This is a genomic window from Jatrophihabitans cynanchi, from assembly GCF_027247405.1.
Lineage (GTDB): Bacteria > Actinomycetota > Actinomycetes > Mycobacteriales > Jatrophihabitantaceae > Jatrophihabitans_B > Jatrophihabitans_B cynanchi.
Window position 1 is genome coordinate 3,341,920 of sequence record NZ_CP097463.1, and the last position, 15,569, is coordinate 3,357,488.

The window sequence follows — 15,569 nt, forward strand, 5'->3', positions numbered from 1 at the left end:
TCAGCGTGACATGCGGCCGTAGAACAGCTGCGAGGTCAGGTCGTTCAGCTTCATGTCCGGAACCTCGCCGTAGGTGAGTACCGAGTTGATGCGCGGCCGCGCGCCCTCGATCGGTGTCACCCGGTGCAGGGCGTTGTGGCCGTGGAAGAACGCCAGGGTCCCCGGTGCGCTGGGTAGCACTCTGGTGTTGCTCGGGTCCCCCTGGAGCACCGCCTGGACGCCGGCGTAGTTCGGGTCGTCGGCCGTACGCAGCCCCGGCACGTAGACGAACTCGCCACCGGCCTCGGGCTGCTGGTACATGACCGTGACGGAGAACTCGCTGCGGTCGAAGTGCCAGCCGAGTTCCTCGCCGGGATGGAATGCGGTCATCTGCAAGGCGTCGAGCGGATCCGCGCTGCGGTACAGCGTGGCGATCCCGAGTGCCGCAGCGATGAACCGGGTCATGTCGTCCGACTCGTACAGCCTGCGCAGTGGCGCGTCCGGCGGAATGTAGTCGTAGGCGATCCCGCGCTTGGCCGAGCGAACCGTGTGCGCCCGGGGGTGTTCGGCGGGGACGGTGTCATCGACCGGCTCGAAGTAGATCGTGTGCGTCTGGTCCGATCGCCAGGCTCGATCGGCGAGTTCTTCGGCCAGGGCGACCATTCGGGCCGCCGCTGCCGGGGTGAGGAACCCCGGCAGGTTGCACACGCCGTCGGCGGCGAGTTCGGCACGACAGCGGGCGACGAGTGCCTGGCCCGGGTCGGAGTCCAACCGGTGGATCGGATAGGCGTCCAGGTCCACGACGTCGGCGTACGGCGGACGAGTGACGGTGCTGGTCATGCGTGCTCCTTCGCGGCTGCCATCGGCGGGTGGCGGGTGATCGCGCAGCGCCCGCGGTGGGGTGCCCTCAGCGTCCGCTCCCAGGCCGCATTAGGGCAAGTACAGTTCATCGCCATTAGCAGTAGCAGCGCTTATAGTGTGCCGATGGATCCGCGCACCTTGATCGCGCTGGTCGCGGTCGGTCGAGAGGGCTCGTTCAGCCGCGCGGCGGACAGCCTCGGATTCACCCAGTCCGCGGTCAGCCAACAGATTCACCGGCTCGAGCGCGCGGTCGGGCACGCGCTGATCGAACGGCCGGGAGGGCCACGGCCGGTGGTGCTGACGGCGGCCGGCCAGGTGCTGCGAACGCATGCCGAAGCGATCCTGGCGCGGATGGCGAGTGCTCAGGCCGATCTCGATGCGCTGCGCGACGGCTCGGCGGGGGTACTGCGGATCGGGTGCTATCAGAGTGTCGGGGTGCGCATCCTGCCCCGGCTGCTCAGCGCCTTTCACCGGGGTTGGCCGCAGGTGCGCGTCGAACTCACCGAGGCCGAGGACGACGGCGAGTTGCTGCACGCCGTGGAACGCGGCGAACTCGATCTGAGCTTCGTCGTCTACCCGATGCCGCCTGGCCCGTTCGCCCACGTCGAGCTCATGGTCGACCCGTACGTCGTCGCCACCCATCGCGACCATGCTCTGGGATCGGGGTCCGGGCCGGTGCGGCTGAGCGACCTGGTGGGCGTGCCGTTGGTGACGTACGCGCACATGCGTGAGGTGCACGCGATCGAGAATCGGCTGGGGCGCCCCGAGTTGGCACACCAGGTCGTCCTGCGCTCCAACGACAACGGCACGATCCTCGGGCTGGCGGCCGAGGGGCTCGGGGCGGCCGTCGTGTCGTGGCTGTCGGTCGATCCGAATCGTTCCGAGATGTGCGTGCGGCCTCTGGCCGGTGTTCCGCCGCGCGTCGTGGGCATCGCGTGGCATCGCGACAGGCACCGGGTGCCGGCCGCGGACGCGTTCACGCGACTGGCTCAGCAGGAGGCGCTGCGCGAACATCGGCTCGCCGAGTCGGGCCTGGCTCAGTAGCTCAGTTGCCGCGTCCGCTGAAGCGCCGGCTGATGCGCGCGGCGGTGTCGATGACCCGTCTGGCCAACTGGTCGCGTTGCGCTGCGTCGACGCCGATGTCCGCGAACGTCAGCGCCACCGATGCGATCGGGTGCTGGGCATGATCGAGCACCGCCGCCGCGATCGAGGCGAAACCGGGCGTGACCTCGCCGTTCTCGACCGCGTAGCCGTCGCGCCGCACCGTCACCAGCAGTTGGCGCAGCGCGGACAGCGACTGAGGGCCGCACTCGTTGCGAAGCACGAACGCGGCGGGGCCCGGGAACAGGGCGCGCACGTGTTGCACGGGAAGGGCGGCGAGCATGGCCCGGCCGCTCGCGGTGAGTTGGGCCGGTAACCGGACGTCGACGTCGGTCACGAGCGAGGGTTGCCCCGGCGCGCGCTCCTCGATCACGTAGACGACGTCGCGGCCGTGCAGCACCGCGAGGTGAGCGCTGTAGTGGGTGCGATCGACCAGGGTGGCCAGGGGTACCCGGGCCAGGCGTTGCAGCGGAGCTTGCCGGGTATACCCGGTCCCCAGTTCGTACGCGCCGATTCCCAGGGCATACCGGCGGTCTTCCGGCAAATGCACGACGAAACCAGCGGCCTGCAAGGTTGCGAGCAGGTGATATGTCGTAGATCGCGGCAGATTGAGCTCCCGCGTGATCGTCCCTGCCTGGACGGGGCCGGCCTGGCGCGCGAGGAAGCGCAGGATTGCGAGCGCCTGCGCCGCAGCGGGTACTTCGGCCACGCACCGTAGCCTAGTCGTAGTCTGGGATACCAGACATTACTGAATAGGCGTGGTGCTCGGAGCCAACTTCCGGTCACATATGACCCACCCACCCAGATGCGGCAGGGCCGTGGCGCGTGTATGGGCGGCGGACAGCTGGCTAGGGTAGGGCCGTTGCCCCTCAAGGAGGATCGAAGTGCGTGCTCACAGAAGGATCTTGATCGGATTCACCGGCGCGCTGGTGGCCGCGAGCGTGGTGCTGTCCGGTTGCGGCTCCAGCAAGGGCGGCAATTCGCCGGGCAACACTCCTGCGGGCACCAGTCCTGCTACCGGCGCGGGCTCTGCGTCGGCGACCGAGTCGGCAGCTGCCGCGCTCGTGCCGGCCGCGATCAAGTCCAAGGGCGAGATCACCATCGCGATGGATGCGAGCTATCCGCCGATGGAGTTCTTCAAGCCGGGGACCAAGTCGCCCATCATCGGCATGGACGCCGATCTCGGCTTCGCCCTGGGCAAGCTGCTCGGGCTCAAGGTGAACGAAGTGAATGCCACGTTCGACGCGATCATTCCCGGTCTGCAGAGCGGCAAGTACGACGTCGGCATGTCCTCGTTCACCGACAACAAGGAGCGTGAGAAGATCGTCGACTTCGTCACGTACTTCTCCGCCGGCGAGAGCTTCTACGTCAAGTCCGACAGCAGCAAGACCTTCGACGGCCTCGACTCACTGTGCGGCGCCAAGGTCGCGGTCGAGAACGGCACCACCGAGCAGTCCGATGCGCTCGCGCAGTCCAAGAAGTGCACGGCCGCGGGCAAGCAGGCGGTGACGGTGCAGCAGTTCTCCGACCAGAGCGGGGCGAACCTCGCAGTGTCGAGCGGGCGCGCGGACGTCGGTTTCGCCGACTCGCCGCCGGTCGCCTACATCATCCAGCAGTCCAACGGGCAGTTCAAAGAAAGCGGCAAGCCCTTCGGCACCGCGCCGTACGGCATCGCGCTGCCTAAGGACAACGGCATGGCCAAGGCGGTTCAGGCCGCGATGACCGAGCTGATCGCGAACGGCGACTACGCCGACATGCTGAAGAAGTGGGACCTGAGCGACGGTGCGATCACCGAGTCGGTGATCAACGGAGCCCAGAGCTAGGCCAGTCGCTTCATGACTCACGAAGCGCCGGAGCGCACCGGCACGCAGGCTCCGTCCCGGATCCGTGCCGTGCCGGTGCGCCACCCGGGCCGGTGGGTGGCAGCCGCGGTGCTGCTCCTGCTCGCCGCGATGGCAGTGCACGCGACCGTCTTCGCGCGGGTCCAGCGCGGCAAGTCCAGGCAGGACCGTTTCGGTTGGCAGGTGGTGGGGGACTACTTCCTGTCGAAGCAGGTGCTGGACGGTCTGGTCGTTACGCTGGAACTCACCGCGATCGCGATGGCCATCGGCATTGCCGGCGGCGTGCTGTTGGCGGTGATGCGCCTGTCGCAGAACCCGATCGTGCGGTGGGTGGCCTGGGCCTACATCTGGTTCTTCCGTGGCACCCCGGTTCTCGTGCAACTGCTGTTCTGGTTCAGCCTGAGCTACGTCTTCCCCACGCTCTCGCTCGGCGTTCCGTTCGGGCCCGAGTGGGTGCAGATCAGCGCGAACGACATCACGCCGTTCATCCTCGCGTTCGTCGGGCTCGGCCTGAACGAGGCGGCGTACATGTCCGAGATCGTGCGGGCCGGCATCATCTCGGTCGACGAGGGGCAGTCCGAAGCGGCGCAGGCGCTCGGGATGACCCGGCTGCGCACGATGCGGCGCATCGTGCTGCCGCAGGCGATGCGAGTGATCATCCCGCCCACCGGCAACGAGACGATCTCGATGCTGAAGACGTCCTCGCTCGCGAGCGTGATCACGGTGACCGAGTTGCTGTACTCGGTCCAGTTGATCTATGCGAGCACGTATCAGATCGTGCCCATGCTGCTGGTTGCCAGCCTCTGGTATCTGATCGTCACCTCGGTGCTCACGGCCGGGCAGTACTACGTGGAGCGCTACTTCGGCCGGGGCTCCTCGCGCGCGCAGCCTCCGACCCCGCTGCAGCGGTTCCGGGCGATGTTCTCCACCCGGCCCATGGCCGCCGACCTGGGTGAATTGCCTGCGCGGAACGCCGAGGGGGCGCGATGACCTCGCTGCGAAAGGGCGACGGCGCGACCTCACCGGCCGGTGGTGCGTCGCTGATGGTTCATGCCGAGGGCGTGCACAAGCACTACGGCCTGGTGAAGGTGCTCAAGGGCATCGACCTGAAGGTCGCGGCCGGCGAGGTGATGGTGATCATCGGCCCGTCCGGTTCGGGCAAGTCGACCTTTCTGCGCTGCATCAACCATCTGGAGAAGGTCGACGGCGGGCGGCTGTTCGTGGACGGCGAACTCGTCGGCTATCGCCAGCGTGGCGACAAGATCTACGAGCTCAAGGACGCCGAGATCTGCCGCAAGCGGTCCGAGATCGGCATGGTGTTCCAGCGGTTCAACCTGTTCCCGCACATGAGCGTGCTGGACAACATCATCGAGGCTCCGGTGGGCGTCCGCGGCCAGAAGAAGGCGGCTGCCACCAAGCGTGCCCTCGAGTTGCTCGATCGGGTGGGGCTCTCGGACAAGCGTGCCGCCTACCCGAGCCAGCTGTCCGGTGGTCAGCAACAGCGTGTTGCCATCGCGCGGGCGCTCGCCATGGAGCCGAAACTGATGTTGTTCGACGAGCCGACCTCGGCCCTGGATCCTGAACTCGTCGGCGACGTGCTCGATGCGATGAAGCAGTTGGCCAAGGACGGCATGACCATGGTCGTCGTCACGCACGAGATCGGATTCGCGCGAGAAGTGGGCGACTCGCTCGTGTTCATGGATGCCGGCGTCGTCGTCGAGTCGGGCAACCCGCGTGAGGTGCTCGCCAACCCGCAGCACGAGCGCACCAAGGCCTTCCTCTCCAAGGTGCTGTGAGGCAGCGACCCGCGTGAGTGTCGGTTGGGACGCTCATCCCGACGTGGCCGCCTGGACCGGCCTGGCGCCGCTCGACGGCGACCGCACGGCCGACGCCTGCGTGATCGGTCTCGGCGGTTCGGGCCTGGCGGCTATCGAGGCGCTGCTCGCGCGCGGGCTGTCCGTGGTGGGCCTGGACACCGGACGGGTGGCCGCGGGCGCTGCCGGGCGCAACGGCGGGTTCCTGCTCGGTGGCCCGGCGCTGTTCCTGCACGACGCGATCGCGCGCTGGCGAGCCGACGCCGCGGTCGAGCTGTATCGCCAGACGCTGGCCGAACTGGACCGGCTCGAGACCGAACTCGGCCCGGACGTGGTGCGCCGGGTCGGGTCGATCCGGCTGGCCGGGCTGCCGGGCGAGCCGGTGACCGATGACGAGGCCGCCGACCGCGAGCGCGAGCGCGCCGACTGCGCCGCGCACGCCTCGGCGCTGCGCGAGCACGGCATCGCGGTGCAGGACTACGCCGGCCCGCTGGGTCACGGGATCTTCCTGCCCGACGACGCCGCGATGAACCCGGCGCGCCGCGCGCTGTCGCTGGCCACCCGGTTGCGCGCACGGGCGGATCTGCACGAGCACACCGCGGTGCGGTCGGTGGCGTCCGGCCGCGCCGTCACCGAGCACGGAACCGTCAGCGCCGCCGTTATCATCGTCGCCGTCGACGGTCGGCTCGACGCGCTGCTGCCCGCGCTCGCCGGGCGGGTACGCACGGCGCGGCTGCAGATGCTCGCGACGGGTCCGGTTCCGGCGCGGCTGCCCTGCCCGGTGTACGGCAGGTGGGGCTACGACTACGCGCAGCAACTGCCCGACGGCACGCTCGCGGTCGGCGGTGGGCGCGACCGCTACGTCGAGCGGGAGTGGACGGACGAGGTAGAACCGAGCCGGCCGGTGCAGCGGCACATCGAACGCGTCGCGGCGCGGATGGCCGGCGTGCCGGTGACCGTGCGGCACCGCTGGGGCGCGTCGGTCGGCTTCACCGCCGACGGACGTCCGCTGTGCACCGAGGTCGAGCCGGGCGTGGTCGCGCTCGGCGGCTACAACGGCACCGGCAACCTGGTCGGTCCGGTGGCCGCGCGCGCAGCCGTGGCGCTCGCCCTGGACGGGGTCACGCCGCCGACCTGCTTCGCCCCCTGATTCCCCGGGTGGCGGCGTGGGCCAGAATGGCGCGGTGACGTCGAGCGATCCAGCAGGTCTGGCCGCAGCGCTGCGCCGGGCCGGGCTGGCCGACGTCGACCACTCCGCCCGTCGCCGAGCCGAGTACTCCAGCGACGCGTCCAACTACCGCATCGTCCCCGCGGTCGTCGCCTTCCCGCGGCACGCCGACGAGGCCGCCGCCGCGCTCGGCGTGGCCCGCGAGTTCGGCGTGCCGGTCACCAGCCGTGGCGGCGGCACCTCGACCGCGGGCAACGCCGTGGGCGCCGGGATCGTCCTGGACTTCTCGCGGCACCTCAACCACGTCGTGCAGGTCGACCCCGAGACGCGCACCGCGACCGTGCAGCCGGGCACGATCCTCGACGACATCACCGCCGTGGCGGCCCGGCACGGGCTGCGCTTCGGCCCCGACCCGTCCACCCATGCCCGCGCCACGATCGGCGGATCGCTGGGCAACAACGCGTGCGGTTCGCGCGCGCTCAAGTACGGCCGCACCGCGGACAACGTCGTCGAGCTCGACCTGCTGCTGGCCGACGGCACGCAGTTGACCGCGCGCCGGTTCGAGCGGGACGGGCTGGCCGCGGCGGGCCCCGCCGGCGTCGCACTCGAGCGGCTCGTCAGCCCCCGGCTGGGCATGATCCGCACCGAGTTCGGCCGGTTCACCCGGCAGGTGTCCGGCTACTCGCTGGAGCACCTGCTGCCGGAGAACGGGCACGACCTCGCCAAGTTCCTGGTCGGCACCGAGGGCACGCTCGGCATGATCCTCGGCGCCACCGTCCGGCTGGTCGAGTCGCCGAAGGCGGTCGCGCTGGCCGTCCTCGGCTACCGCGACATGCCGGCCGCCGCCGACGCCGTGCTCGACCTGCTGCCGCACAAGCCGGTCGCGATCGAGGGCATGGATGCGCTGCTGGTCAACGTGGTGCGCGCCCGCCGCGGGGCGTCCGCCGTCCCCGACCTGCCGCGCGGCGAGGGCTGGCTGTTCGTCGAGACGGCGGGTGCGACCGAGGCCGAGGCGCGCGCCGCCGCCGACAAGGTGATCGCCGACTCCGGCTGCATCGACTCGCTCGTGGTCACCGGGGCGCCCGCGCGCGCGTTGTGGCAGATCCGCGAGGACGGTGCCGGGCTGGGCGGCCGCACGCCCGCCGGTGCGCCCGCGTGGCCCGGCTGGGAGGACGCCGCCGTGCCGCCCGACCAGCTCGGGGAGTACCTGCGCGAGTTCGGCCGGCTGATGCGCGAGCACGGCGTGGACGGCCTGACGTACGGGCACTTCGGCGACGGGTGCGTGCACGCGCGCATCGACTTCCCGCTGAGCACGGCGCCGAAGAAGTACCGCGAGTTCGTGGTCGCGGCGGCGCAGCTCGTCGGCCGGCACGGCGGCTCGATGTCCGGCGAGCACGGCGACGGGCGCGCTCGCGGCGAGCTGCTGCCGTACATGTACTCCTCCGACGCGATAGCTACGTTCGCCGCAGTCAAGACGATCTTCGACCCCGGCAACCTGTTCAACCCGGGGGTGCTCGTCGACCCGGCGCCGCTGGACGCGGACCTGCGGGTACCGCATGCGCGTGCGCTGCGGCACGGCCTGGGCTTCGCCTACTCGCACGACGGCGGCGACCTGTCGACCGCAGTGCACCGCTGCGTCGGCATCGGCAAGTGCCGCGCGGACAACACCGCCAGCGGCGGCGTGATGTGCCCGTCGTACCTCGCGACGCGCGACGAGAAGGACTCCACCCGGGGCCGCGCCCGCGTGTTGCAGGAGCTGGCCTTCGGGGGCGACTCCGAGCACGCGCACGCGCTGGTGAAGGGCTTTCGCTCCGACGCGGTGCTGGAGTCGCTGGACCTGTGCCTGTCCTGCAAGGGCTGCTCGTCGGACTGCCCGGCCGGCGTGGACATGGCGACGTACAAGTCCGAGGCGCTCTACCAGCGTTACCGGCGCCGGCTGCGGCCGCCCGCGCACTACGCGCTGGGCTGGCTGCCGCGCTGGGCCCGGCTCGCCGCGCGGATGCCGCGGCTGGCGAACTTCACCCTGCGCCGCGACTCGATCACCCGTGTGGCCAAGCGGCTCGGCGGCATCGACCGCCGCCGTCCGCTGCCGCAGTTCGCCACGCAGACGTTCCGCCAGTGGTTCCAGAGCTGGCCCGGGCGCACCGGCCAGCCGGTGCTGCTGTGGGTGGACACCTTCACCGACCACTTCACGCCGGAGGTGGGCAAGGCCGCGGTACGCGTTCTCGAAGCGGCCGGCTACTCCGTGCGGATCACCGACGAGCCCGTCTGCTGCGGCCTGACCTGGATCTCGACCGGGCAGCTGGACGGTGCGCGCAAGCAGCTGCGCAAGAGCCTGGACGCGCTCGATCAGGCGGTGCGGTTCGGGATCCCGATCGTCGGGCTGGAACCGTCCTGCACCGCGGTGCTGCGTCACGATGTCGTCGAACTGCTGCCGGGCGACGCGCGTGCGGCGAAGGTGCAGGCGGGCACGCGCACCCTCGCCGAACTGCTTGCGGGCACCGACGGCTGGACGGCGCCCGATCTGCACGGGGTGCGCGCGGTCGCGCAGCCGCACTGCCACCAGCACGCGGTGCTGGGCTGGCAGGCCGACTCCGCGCTGCTGACCGGCGCCGGGGCGGAGGTGTCGGCGGTGGGCGGATGCTGCGGGCTGGCCGGGAACTTCGGTGTCGAGCGCGGCCACTACGAAGTCTCCGTGGCGGTGGCCGAGACCGCTCTGCTGCCGGCCGTGCGTGCCGCGCCGCACGACGCCGTGGTGCTGGCCGACGGGTTCAGTTGCCGCACCCAGCTCGAGCAGCTCGCGCGCGTGCAGAGCGTGCACCTGGCCGAACTGCTCGCCGATCACCTGGAGTCCGAGTGACCGCGTTCGTACCGCCGCCGTACCCGTACGACCGGCTCGCCGAGATCACCGCGATCGCGGCCGCCCACGACGGCGGCGCGGTCGACCTGTCGATCGGCACGCCGTGTGACCCGGCGCCGCGCGCGGTGATCGCGGCACTGTCGGACGCCGCGGCGGCGCGCGGCTACCCGCCGTCGATCGGCACGCCGGCCTTGCGGGATGCGGCGGCCGCGTGGCTCGCGCGCCGGCTCGGCGCCACCGTCGACCCGGCCACCGAGCTGGCGGCGGTCGTGGGTAGCAAGGAGTTCGTCGCCTCCACGCCGCAGTACCTGAAACTGCGCGACCCGTCCCGCGACACCGTGCTCTACCCGGCGATCAGCTACCCGACGTACGCGATGGGCGCGACATTGGCGAGCTGCCGGCCCGTCGCGTACACGGCCCTGGACGCGATCGACCCGGCCGACGCCGAACGCGCCCTGTGCGTCTGGGTGAACTCGCCGGGCAACCCGACCGGCGAACTGTCCGACCTCGCCGCAGCCGCCGCGTGGGGCAGGCAGCGGGGCATCCCGGTCCTGTCGGACGAGTGCTATGCCGAGTTCACCTGGACGGGGTCACCGACCACGATCCTGCGCGCGGGCACGTCCGGAGTCCTCGCCGTGCACTCGCTGTCCAAGCGAGACAACTTCGCCGGCGCCCGGATCGGCTTCTACGCGGGCGATCGCGAACTGGTGCACTACCTGCGCGAGGTGCGCAAGCACGCGGGTCTGATGCCGCCGGGCCCGGTGCAGGCCGCGGCCGTGATCGCGCTCGGTGACGACGCGCACGTCGACGCGCAGCGCGAGCGGTACCTGCGCAGGATGACCCGGCTGCGCGCCGTCCTCGCCGCCTGCGGCTACGCGGCGCAGTTGCCGGCGGGCGCGTTCTACCTCTGGGCGCCGGCCCCGGGCGGCGACGCCTGGGCCGCGGCACGCGAACTGGCCGCGCGCGCCGGGATCGTCGTCTCGCCGGGAGAGTTCTACGGCCCGGCCTCGACCGGCTGGTTCCGCGTGGCTGCGGTCCAGCCGGATGAGCGGATCGAGCTGGCCGCGTCCCGCGTGGGGGCCTGAGCCCGGTTTGCCTTGCGGGCAGGCGGGGAAGACGTCCGGTGTCCGGCCAGCCAGTGAGAGGACGAGGCAGATGAGTGGAACCGACAAGGCGAAGAACGCCATCGAAGATGCACAGGGCAAGGCCAAGGAGGCGCTCGGCCGCGCGACGGGCGACAAGGACACCGAGGCCGAGGGCAAGAAGGACCAGGCGAGCGCGGACCTGAAGAACGCGGGCGAGAAGGTCAAGGACGCCTTCAAGCACTGACCGAAGACCGGGGGGCGGCAGGCCCCGGACCGCTGATGCGGTCCGGGGCCTTGCTGTGTCTCGGGCGGCGGGGCAGTGCCGTCCCTGGTAAGCACTTGTCCATGATTGAGAAGCCGGCATGACCGGGCCGCTCCGTCCGCAGAAGCGTGGCCGCACGATCGCGATGACGCCCGCCGAGCTGGACGAGTTCCTGGACACGCAGCGCACCTGCCGGGTCGCCACGGTCGGGCTGGACGGCCCGCACGCGACGCCGCTGTGGTTCTACTGGGACGGCGCGAGCGTGTGGCTCTACTCGATCACGGGTGCCCAGCGCTGGGCCGACCTGGTGCGCGACCCGCGCATCGGCGTCACCGTCGACGCGGGCGAGGAGTACTTCGAGCTGCGCGGCGTGGAGATCACCGGTCGCGTCGAGGTGGTCGGCGAGGTGCCGCGCACCGGCGAGCCGAACCCGGAGCTGGCCGCGGTCGAGACGGCGTTCTTCGGCAAGTACTTCGGCGGCGCGGTGTTCCACGACGGGCGGCACGCCTGGCTGCGCGTCACCCCGGTCAAGATCGCCAGCTGGGACTTCCGCAAACTCGGCGGCTGAGCGCCCCGCGGGAGGTCAGCCGAACTGGACGCCCTGGGCGAGCGGCAGGTCGGTCGAGTAGTTGACCGTGTTCGTCGCGCGCCGCATGTAGGCCTTCCAGGCGTCCGAGCCGGACTCGCGGCCGCCGCCGGTCTCCTTCTCGCCGCCGAACGCGCCGCCGATCTCCGCGCCGGACGGGCCGATGTTGACGTTCGCGATCCCGCAGTCCGAGCCCGCGGCCGAGATGAACTGCTCGGCCTCGCGCAGGTTGAGCGTGAAGATCGACGACGAGAGCCCCTGCGGCACCTCGTTGTGCATGGCGAGCGCCTCATCGAAGTCCGCGTAGGTCATGACGTACAGGATCGGCGCGAACGTCTCGGCCCGCACGATCTCGCTCTGCGTCGGCATCCGCACGAGAGCCGGCTGCACGTAGTACGCGTCGGGAGCCTGGTCCGCGAGCACGCGCGCGCCGCCGGCGACCAGCGTCCCGCCGTTCGCCTGCGCCTTGTCCAGCGCCGCGACGTACCCCTCGTAGGACGCCTGGTCGATCAGCGGGCCGACCAGCACTCCCTCGGCGGCTACGCCCGCACTGCCGGGGGTACCCCCAATAGCCAGCGGCGAGCCGATCGGCAGCGTCTCGTAGGCGGCCTTGATGCGCGCCACCAGGTCGTCGGCGATCGACTCGTGCACGATCACCCGGCGCAACGTGGTGCACCGCTGCCCCGCGGTGCCGGCGGCGGAGAACACGATGCCGCGCACCGCGAGGTCCAGGTCGGCGGACGGCGCGACGACGGCGGCGTTGTTGCCCCCGAGTTCGAGCAGCAACCGGCCGAAGCGGGCGGCGACGCGTGGCGCGACGGCCTTGCCCATCCGGGTCGAGCCGGTCGCGCTGATCAGGGCCACGCGCGGGTCGTCGACGAGCGCCTCGCCGACCTCGGCACCGCCCAGCACCAGAGCCGACAGACCTTCGGGGGCCCCGACCCGGCGGGCCGCCTCGGCGAGCAGCGCCTGGCACGCGAGCGCGGTCAGCAGGGTCTTCTCCGACGGCTTCCACACCACCGCGTCGCCGCAGACGAAGGCCAGCGCGGCATTCCACGACCACACCGCCACCGGGAAGTTGAACGCGCTGATCACGCCGACGACGCCCAGCGGGTGCCACTGCTCCATCATCCGGTGACCGGGCCGCTCGGACGCGATCGTCAGCCCGAACAGCTGGCGCGACTGGCCGACGGCGAGGTCACAGATGTCGATCATCTCCTGGACCTCGCCCAGGCCCTCGGACCGGATCTTGCCCGCCTCGATCGAGACGAGGGCCCCGAGGTCGGCCTTGTGCTCGCGCAGCAGCTCCCCGAGTTCGCGCACCAGCTGACCGCGGACCGGCCCGGGCACCGCGCGCCACTGCCGGAACGCCTCGGACGCGGCGCCGACGATGTCGGCGACCTCCGCGGCCGTGTGCGCGTGCACCCGGGCCAGCTCACCGCCGGTGACGGGGGAGCGGGCGATCAGGCCAGCCCCTGTGCGGGGCAGGTCATGGACGCCGAGGCGGGACAGGATCGCGGCGGTCTCGGTGACGAGCTCGTCGTGCGCGGGGACGGTCATCTCGAACTCCTCGTCGTTGCTTATGACTGCCTAGTGTATGCCGTAAGCTCAGCTTATGGCTAATGGGGACGGCCTCCTGGACGTCGGGCGGCTGCGGCTGCTGCGGGAGGTCGGCCTGCGCGGCACCATCGCCGGCGCAGCTCGATCGCTGGGGCTGACCTCGTCCGCCGTCTCGCAGCAGTTGGCGGTGCTGGAACGCGAGGCCGGGACGGCGCTGGTGGACCGTTCGCCGCGCGGTGTCGTGCTCACCGGTGCCGGCCACGCCCTGGTCCGGCGGGCGGACGAGGTGCTGGACGTGCTCGCCTCGGCGCGCGCCGATCTGGACCGGATCGCCGGCTCGCTCAGCGGTCCGGTGCGCATCGCGGCGGTGGCCAGCGCCGCGGCGACGTTCGTCTCGGCCGCGGCGTGCGAGCTGCGCGAGAGCCATCCCGGCATCGCCCTGTCGGTATTGGTCGCCGAACCGGCCCGATCCCTGGACCTGCTACTTGCCGGCGACGTGGACATCGCGGTCGTCGACGAGTACGACCGCGTCCCGCTCGCGCTACCGGAGTTCGTCCTCGCCCGCGAGCTGTGCGCCGAACCGCTGGTCGCCGTCCTGCCGGGCGGTCACCTGGGCCGGCGTGCCGTGCGGCTTGCCGACCTCGCCGACGCGGACTGGATCATGCCGCCGGACGACGCGGCGTGCGGGCTGGCGGTGCGCTCGGCCTGCCGCGCCGAGGGGTTCGAGCCGCGGGTGCGCTGGGAGACCGACGACATGCTGTTGCTGGCCCGCGCGGTCGCGGCCGGGCACGGTGTCGCGGTGCTGCCGCGCCTGTCGGTCGACACGCGCGCGGCCGCGATCCAGACCCGCAGGCTGGGCGAACCGCAACTGCAGCGCCGGCTGCGCGCGGTCGCGCGCGCCTCGGCGCTGTCGCGGCCGGTGATCGAGGCCGTGGTCGGCGCGCTGGCCGGCCGCGCCGCGGAGGCCGCAGCGCCCGCACGGCGCGGGCGCTGGTAGCACCCTTCCGTGGGATGTCCGTAATCGGGTCCGCGTGAAGCGAGTTTTCGCATTTAGCAGGACTACGGCTTGACGAATGGGAACGACACGCGTGTAATTTCCTACGTGTCACCTCGTTCCCGCCACAACCTTCAGGAGGAAGCCGTGACGGACCTGTCGAGCAACCTCAGTGATGCCGACCTGTCCGACCTGTTCGGCCTGCCGGAAGAGGCAAGCTGGCAGGAGCGTGCCCTGTGCGCGCAGACGGATCCGGAGGCCTTCTTCCCCGAGAAGGGCGGCTCCACCCGGGAGGCGAAGCGGATCTGCACGGGCTGCGAGGTCCGCGCCGAGTGCCTGGAGTACGCGCTGGCCCACGACGAGCGGTTCGGCATCTGGGGCGGGCTGTCCGAGCGCGAGCGTCGCCGGCTCAAGCGCCGCGCGGTCTGACCGCAGCCGTCCGGAACCGCGCGGGCCGCGTCAGTCCAGCTCGTCGATGTCGCGCCCCAGCAGTTCGGCCACCAGCTCTGCCACCACCATGAACACCAGGTCCGAGCGGTCCTCCGGCTCGCCGGCTCGTGCCTCGATCGGGCGCCGGTAGAGCACGATCAGCGGCTGCCGAACCCCGGCCCCCTCGCGCAGCAACCGGCCCAGCGGCACGCCGCGGTCGACGATCACGTCCGGCCCGAAGTCCGTGGACCCGGGCGGCGGGACCTCCTCGACCGCGAACTCGACCGCGGCCAGCTCGCCCGCCCAGTGCCCCTCCAGCTCCTCGACCGCGTCCAGCACGAGCGCGTCGAACGCCTCGCTGCGGGTGCGGGCCAGGGGCACGCCGGCCGGGGCGAGCGGGCCGCGCATGCCCCGCCCGCGCCGCCGGCGACGCGCACGACGTCGCGCCGCCATCCGCCCGCCCGGATCGACCTGCATCCCGGCAGCATAAGACGCGGCGCCGACCGTGGCGCCGCCGTGCAGCCGATCGGGCGGCCGATCGTGCGGCGACACGTGCGACGCGCGACGGCCCAGAAGCCGCTCTGGAGGCTGCCGGGGCGATAGGGTCCCCGGCTGTGAGGATCGAGCGGGCACGGTGTGGGCGATGAGGCACGCGCGGCGCTGCACCCGCACCGGCTGTGCACGCCCCGCGGTCGCCACGCTCACCTACGCCTACTCCGACCTGACCGCGGTCGTCGGCCCGCTGGCCAGCTTCGAGGAGCCGCACTCGTACGACCTGTGCGAGGAACACGCGGTGCGGCTCACCGTGCCCCGGGGCTGGGAGGTGCTGCGCCACGTCGGCGAGTTCCCGGCGCCGATCCCGCACGCCGACGACCTCGAGGCGCTGGCCGACGCGGTCCGCGAGGCGGCGCGGGTCGAGCCCGCCGCCCCGATCGGCGGCGACGGCGAAGCAGTCACCGGCCGCCGCGGCCACCTGCGGGTCGTCCCGCCCGCGCGCTGAGGAACCCGGTTCGTCGGTAGGCTTGCCGG

The 15,569-nt window shown here is 71.7% G+C and carries 16 protein-coding genes; 12 read left to right on the plus strand and 4 right to left on the minus strand.

The annotated features are described in order from the left end of the window. A complete protein-coding gene (locus tag M6B22_RS16260) occupies nucleotides 1–819 on the minus strand; it encodes a HalD/BesD family halogenase (protein ID WP_269442616.1) in 819 nt (272 codons plus the stop codon). A 144-nt stretch (nucleotides 820–963) separates the two neighbouring features. Here M6B22_RS16260 and M6B22_RS16265 point away from each other — a divergent pair, with 144 nt between their 5' ends. After that, a complete protein-coding gene (locus M6B22_RS16265; protein WP_269442617.1) occupies nucleotides 964–1,884 on the plus strand; it encodes a LysR family transcriptional regulator in 921 nt (306 codons plus the stop codon). Nucleotide 1,885: 1 nt separating this feature from the next. Here the strand turns inward: M6B22_RS16265 and M6B22_RS16270 are convergent, their stop codons facing one another. Further along, on the minus strand, nucleotides 1,886–2,650 hold the full coding sequence (locus tag M6B22_RS16270) for an IclR family transcriptional regulator (protein WP_269442618.1): 765 nt from the start codon (nucleotides 2,648–2,650) through the stop codon (nucleotides 1,886–1,888). A 175-nt stretch (nucleotides 2,651–2,825) separates the two neighbouring features. Between M6B22_RS16270 and M6B22_RS16275 the strand changes: the two genes are divergently transcribed. The 8 genes from M6B22_RS16275 (at nucleotide 2,826) to M6B22_RS16310 (ending at nucleotide 11,539) form a co-directional block, all read left to right on the plus strand. Then, nucleotides 2,826–3,764 (plus strand): ABC transporter substrate-binding protein, encoded by a 939-nt coding sequence (locus M6B22_RS16275; protein WP_269442619.1) that lies wholly within the window; start codon nucleotides 2,826–2,828, stop codon nucleotides 3,762–3,764. 12 nt (nucleotides 3,765–3,776) lie between these two features. Further along, nucleotides 3,777–4,772 (plus strand): amino acid ABC transporter permease, encoded by a 996-nt coding sequence (locus M6B22_RS16280; protein ID WP_269442620.1) that lies wholly within the window; start codon nucleotides 3,777–3,779, stop codon nucleotides 4,770–4,772. Further along, nucleotides 4,769–5,578 (plus strand): amino acid ABC transporter ATP-binding protein, encoded by an 810-nt coding sequence (locus tag M6B22_RS16285; RefSeq protein WP_407935533.1) that lies wholly within the window; start codon nucleotides 4,769–4,771, stop codon nucleotides 5,576–5,578. Before M6B22_RS16280 ends, M6B22_RS16285 begins: the two co-directional genes overlap by 4 nt. Before the next feature lie 13 nt (nucleotides 5,579–5,591). After that, nucleotides 5,592–6,746, plus strand: coding sequence for an NAD(P)/FAD-dependent oxidoreductase (locus M6B22_RS16290; RefSeq protein ID WP_269442621.1), 1,155 nt, complete (start codon nucleotides 5,592–5,594; stop codon nucleotides 6,744–6,746). A gap of 34 nt (nucleotides 6,747–6,780) precedes the next feature. Continuing rightward, on the plus strand, nucleotides 6,781–9,624 hold the full coding sequence (locus M6B22_RS16295; protein WP_269442622.1) for an FAD-binding and (Fe-S)-binding domain-containing protein: 2,844 nt from the start codon (nucleotides 6,781–6,783) through the stop codon (nucleotides 9,622–9,624). Further along, nucleotides 9,621–10,709, plus strand: a complete 1,089-nt coding sequence (dapC, locus tag M6B22_RS16300) for a succinyldiaminopimelate transaminase (RefSeq protein ID WP_269442623.1) — start codon at nucleotides 9,621–9,623, stop codon at nucleotides 10,707–10,709. The genes M6B22_RS16295 and dapC overlap by 4 nt, the downstream gene beginning before the upstream one ends. 70 nt (nucleotides 10,710–10,779) lie before the next feature. Further along, a complete protein-coding gene (locus M6B22_RS16305) occupies nucleotides 10,780–10,953 on the plus strand; it encodes a CsbD family protein (RefSeq protein WP_269442624.1) in 174 nt (57 codons plus the stop codon). Nucleotides 10,954–11,071: 118 nt separating this feature from the next. Then, entirely contained in the window at nucleotides 11,072–11,539 is a 468-nt protein-coding gene (locus M6B22_RS16310; RefSeq protein WP_269442625.1) for a pyridoxamine 5'-phosphate oxidase family protein, read from the plus strand. 15 nt (nucleotides 11,540–11,554) lie between these two features. Here M6B22_RS16310 and amaB read toward each other — a convergent pair whose 3' ends face one another. Next, nucleotides 11,555–13,117: an L-piperidine-6-carboxylate dehydrogenase gene (amaB, locus tag M6B22_RS16315; protein ID WP_269442626.1), complete on the minus strand. Its 1,563-nt coding sequence runs from the start codon at nucleotides 13,115–13,117 to the stop codon at nucleotides 11,555–11,557. A gap of 55 nt (nucleotides 13,118–13,172) precedes the next feature. On the opposite strand from amaB, the gene M6B22_RS16320 reads away from it, so the two are divergent. Together M6B22_RS16320 and M6B22_RS16325 are read left to right on the plus strand one after the other, a co-directional pair. Then, nucleotides 13,173–14,114, plus strand: coding sequence for a LysR substrate-binding domain-containing protein (locus M6B22_RS16320; protein WP_269442627.1), 942 nt, complete (start codon nucleotides 13,173–13,175; stop codon nucleotides 14,112–14,114). Nucleotides 14,115–14,294: 180 nt separating this feature from the next. Further along, the gene (locus M6B22_RS16325) at nucleotides 14,295–14,540 is read left to right on the plus strand and encodes a WhiB family transcriptional regulator (RefSeq protein ID WP_269445838.1); all 246 of its coding nucleotides are present in this window, start codon (nucleotides 14,295–14,297) and stop codon (nucleotides 14,538–14,540) included. Nucleotides 14,541–14,570: 30 nt separating this feature from the next. Here M6B22_RS16325 and M6B22_RS16330 read toward each other — a convergent pair whose 3' ends face one another. Beyond that, entirely contained in the window at nucleotides 14,571–15,017 is a 447-nt protein-coding gene (locus M6B22_RS16330) for a metallopeptidase family protein (RefSeq protein WP_269442628.1), read from the minus strand. Nucleotides 15,018–15,183: 166 nt separating this feature from the next. On the opposite strand from M6B22_RS16330, the gene M6B22_RS16335 reads away from it, so the two are divergent. Then, entirely contained in the window at nucleotides 15,184–15,540 is a 357-nt protein-coding gene (locus M6B22_RS16335; protein ID WP_269442629.1) for a DUF3499 domain-containing protein, read from the plus strand. The last annotated feature ends 29 nt before the right edge of the window (nucleotides 15,541–15,569 follow it).

What these genes read in the sequence shown, in the direction of transcription:
- M6B22_RS16260 (WP_269442616.1), bottom strand. Translation starts at nt 819, where the DNA reads ATGACCAGCACCGTCACTCGTCCGCCGTACGCCGACGTCGTGGACCTG.
- M6B22_RS16265 (WP_269442617.1), top strand. Translation starts at nt 964, where the DNA reads ATGGATCCGCGCACCTTGATCGCGCTGGTCGCGGTCGGTCGAGAGGGC.
- M6B22_RS16280 (WP_269442620.1), top strand. Translation starts at nt 3,777, where the DNA reads ATGACTCACGAAGCGCCGGAGCGCACCGGCACGCAGGCTCCGTCCCGG.
- M6B22_RS16285 (WP_407935533.1), top strand. Translation starts at nt 4,769, where the DNA reads ATGACCTCGCTGCGAAAGGGCGACGGCGCGACCTCACCGGCCGGTGGT.
- M6B22_RS16305 (WP_269442624.1), top strand. Translation starts at nt 10,780, where the DNA reads ATGAGTGGAACCGACAAGGCGAAGAACGCCATCGAAGATGCACAGGGC.
- M6B22_RS16310 (WP_269442625.1), top strand. Translation starts at nt 11,072, where the DNA reads ATGACCGGGCCGCTCCGTCCGCAGAAGCGTGGCCGCACGATCGCGATG.
- amaB (WP_269442626.1), bottom strand. Translation starts at nt 13,117, where the DNA reads ATGACCGTCCCCGCGCACGACGAGCTCGTCACCGAGACCGCCGCGATC.
- M6B22_RS16320 (WP_269442627.1), top strand. Translation starts at nt 13,173, where the DNA reads ATGGCTAATGGGGACGGCCTCCTGGACGTCGGGCGGCTGCGGCTGCTG.
- M6B22_RS16330 (WP_269442628.1), bottom strand. Translation starts at nt 15,017, where the DNA reads ATGCAGGTCGATCCGGGCGGGCGGATGGCGGCGCGACGTCGTGCGCGT.
- M6B22_RS16335 (WP_269442629.1), top strand. Translation starts at nt 15,184, where the DNA reads ATGAGGCACGCGCGGCGCTGCACCCGCACCGGCTGTGCACGCCCCGCG.